This window comes from Anaerophaga thermohalophila str. Valhall (assembly GCF_000250735.1).
GTDB classification, from domain to species: Bacteria; Bacteroidota; Bacteroidia; order Bacteroidales; family Marinilabiliaceae; genus Anaerophaga; species Anaerophaga thermohalophila_A.
This window is the reverse complement of sequence record NZ_AHZV01000140.1, coordinates 1-3,198: the sequence shown is the minus strand read 5'-3', so window position 1 is coordinate 3,198 and position 3,198 is coordinate 1. Positions and strand designations below refer to the sequence as shown.

Annotated in this window: 1 protein-coding gene; it reads left to right on the top strand. The window is 44.1% G+C overall.

What is annotated here, in order from left to right; translation table 11 throughout:
- Nucleotides 1-104: 104 nt before the first annotated feature.
- On the top strand, nucleotides 105-3,140 hold the full coding sequence (locus OQ5_RS0107425) for a tetratricopeptide repeat protein (protein ID WP_016776879.1): 3,036 nt from the start codon (nucleotides 105-107) through the stop codon (nucleotides 3,138-3,140).
- The last annotated feature ends 58 nt before the right edge of the window (nucleotides 3,141-3,198 follow it).

Genomic DNA, 3,198 nt, shown 5'->3' with positions numbered 1-3,198 from the left:
TTAAATTCTTAATTTATCTGGAAATACACCAAATTTTCTCTATTTTCGTTGTCTTAAATTGAGTTAAGTGCAGAAAACTTTGAATATTTCAATTTCATAATACCATGACAAAACTACGTACCCTGTGGGTTTTTCTCCTGGTTACTATTATCTCATTCCTGGCTGTCGGACAGCAGTCGTATGACAGTCAGCAGTCAGAGCGACTTTTTAACCAGGCCCTCCAGCATTATCGCAACGGGCGGTATGGTGTAGCCCGCGATATGTTCTCAGACCTGCAGAATAAGTTTACTCCCGGACAAAGCAATTTGAGGGCCGAATCGGCCTATTATGTGGCCATGGCAGCTTCAAAACTGGAAAATGAAGATGCGGAAGATCTTTTGGAAGCTTTTCTGATTGATTTTCCCGAAAGCGGGATGCGCCCCTATGTTTATAAACGTCTGGGCGATATGGATTATGAAGACGGGAAGTACAGTCAGGCTCTGCGAAACTACAGGTATGTTGAAGCCCGTAAACTTGATCGTGAAGCCCGCTACGATTTCCGGTTTAAGTCGGGTTACTGCCATTTTATGGAAGGAGAATATGATCAGGCACTTCCGGCTTTTTCAGAGATACGTAATGTGGATGGTGAATGGTGGGGGGCATCTAATTACTATTATGCTCATATTCAGTACGAACAGGAAAACTATAATACTGCCCTGAGAGTTTTTGAGCAACTAAAGGGTGAACCGGGGTTTGGTGAAGAAGTTCCTTTCTATATTGCCCAAATTTATTATTTGCAGGAAGAATATAAAAAGGCTATTGATTATGGTGCGCCTCTTGCAGAAGAGGCTGAAGGGGTTCGTAAAGCCGATATGGGCAGAGTTGTTGGAAATGCATGGTATGCACTATCGGATTACGGGAACGCAGCCCGGTACCTTGCTATTGCAGTTGAATTGACCGATGAACCCCCGCGGCAGGATTTTTATCATCTGGGATTGAGTTATTATCATCTGAAAAAGTATGCACATGCTGCAGAAGCACTTGCCAGGGTGACGGATAAAGATGATGCCATGGCGCAAAATGCTTACTACCATCTGGGCGATTGTTATCTGAAGCTAAATGAAAAGAAACGGGCACGTGTGGCTTTTGAAGCAGCTTCTGAATATAGCTTTGACGAAGTTATTACGGAAGAAGCGATGTTTAACTATATCAAACTGAATTATGAACTGTCGTTTTCTCCCTTTAATGAGATTATCGACAGCTTTATGCAGTTCATAGACCGTTTCCCCAATAGTGCCTACATTGATGAGGCATGGCAATACCTCGGCCAGGCACTGTTAACCACCCGTAATTATCAGCAGGCACTTGAAGCTTTGGAGCAGGTAAAAAACAAAACTGCCGAAAACTATCAGGCCCTTCAGCGGATTGCATACCACCGGGGGCTTGAGCTGTTTACCAATCTTCAATTTGATGAAGCCATCGACATGCTGCAATACAGCCTGAAATACGGGGAATACAACCGCGATATGAAGGTTAAAGCCTATTACTGGCTGGGAGAAGCCTTTTACAGACTTGGGCAATACGATAAAGCCATTGAGAATTATGACATTTTTATTCATACTGCCGGCTCCTATCAGCTTGATGAGTTTAAAACCGCTCACTACAATATAGGGTATGCCTGGTTTAAACAGAAAAATTATTCCGAAGCGGCGTCGTGGTTCAGGAAATACGAAAATTTGATGGGCGATCGTCAGTCTCCCATGCTGGGTGATGCATTGAACCGGATTGGCGATTGCTTTTTCATGGAACGCGACTTTGCACGGTCTGTCCGTTATTATGAAGCGGCAACAAATATTGCCGGTGCAGCAGCCGATTATGCCATGTATCAGAAAGCTTTTGCTCTGGGACTTGAGGAAGACCATCGCAGCAAAATTAAACAATTAGAGGAGTTGGTGGAACGGTTCCCTGAATCTACCTATGTGGATGATGCCTGGTATGAGATGGGACGCTCTTACGTTGCGCTGAATGATTTGCCTTCTGCTATTAGGACCTTCAAAACCATCAAGGAGAATTATCCGCGTTCCAACTACTCAAAAAAAGCCATGTTACAGTTAGGCCTTCTTTATTACAATAGTGGTGACCTTGATCAGTCGCTGGCATTTTATAAACGCGTTGTAAATGAATTCCCCGGCACACCTGAAGCTGAGGATGCATTGTTGGGAATAAAAAACATTTACCTCGACCGCAACGATGCCGACGGATATATAAATTATACCAGGCAGGTTGGCGGTTTTGCAAGCATTGATAAGCACCAGGAGGATTCTCTTTCCTATGTTACTGCCGAAAAACTGTACATGCAGGATAAATGTTTGCAAGCCATCAATCAGTTTGAGGCTTATTTGAGGAACTATCCCAATGGGCGATTCGTGGTCAATGCTCATTTTTACAAAGCCGACTGTCAGTTTCGTAACAAAGATTATGAAAATGCCCGCCGCTCCTTCGAATTTGTGGTCAGTCGACCCGGAAACATATTCATGGAAGATGCCCTCGTGGGTGTTGCACGTATCAGCTATCAACAGGAACGCTATAAAGATGCACTGGGCTATTTTGAGCGTTTGGAAAATGAGGCCGATGAAGAAGAATTGAGAAGAGAGGCCTTGATTGGCCAGATGCGCTGCCTGGTAAAACTGGATGATCGACCGGGATATGTTACAAGATTGGCCGATCGCCTGCTGGAAGATCCTAAAACATCGCCCGAAGTGGCGCGGGAAGCCCGTTTCCGCAAAGCAGAAGCACACCTGGAACTGGGTGAAAAACAACTTGCCCTTGATGAGTTTCAGGTACTGAAAGAGAATACCAGTTCTCCCGAAGGTGCCGAAGCTCGTTATCGGGTAGCACAAATACTCTTCGATCGGGGGGATATTGATCAGGCTGAGCAAGAAATTTTTGATTTTGTTAATGTGGGAACTCCCCATCAATACTGGATGGCAAGATGCTTCCTTCTTTTGTCTGATATCTATCAAAAACGGGGTGAATTATTCCAGGCCAGACAATATATTGAAAGTTTGATCGAGAATTATAAGGATCGGGATGATGACATTCGGGAAAGAGCTGATAAACGCCTGGAAGAACTAAAAAATGTGGAGGAAGCAAAGAAATAGTTTGATCAGGTTTTCCTCTGCAGGCAGACAACAAGGGGCTTAAATCTAATTAGTGTCT

Bases quoted from the DNA above. Each gene is read 5' to 3' on its own strand.
- OQ5_RS0107425 (WP_016776879.1), top strand. From the start codon at position 105: ATGACAAAACTACGTACCCTGTGGGTTTTTCTCCTGGTTACTATTATC.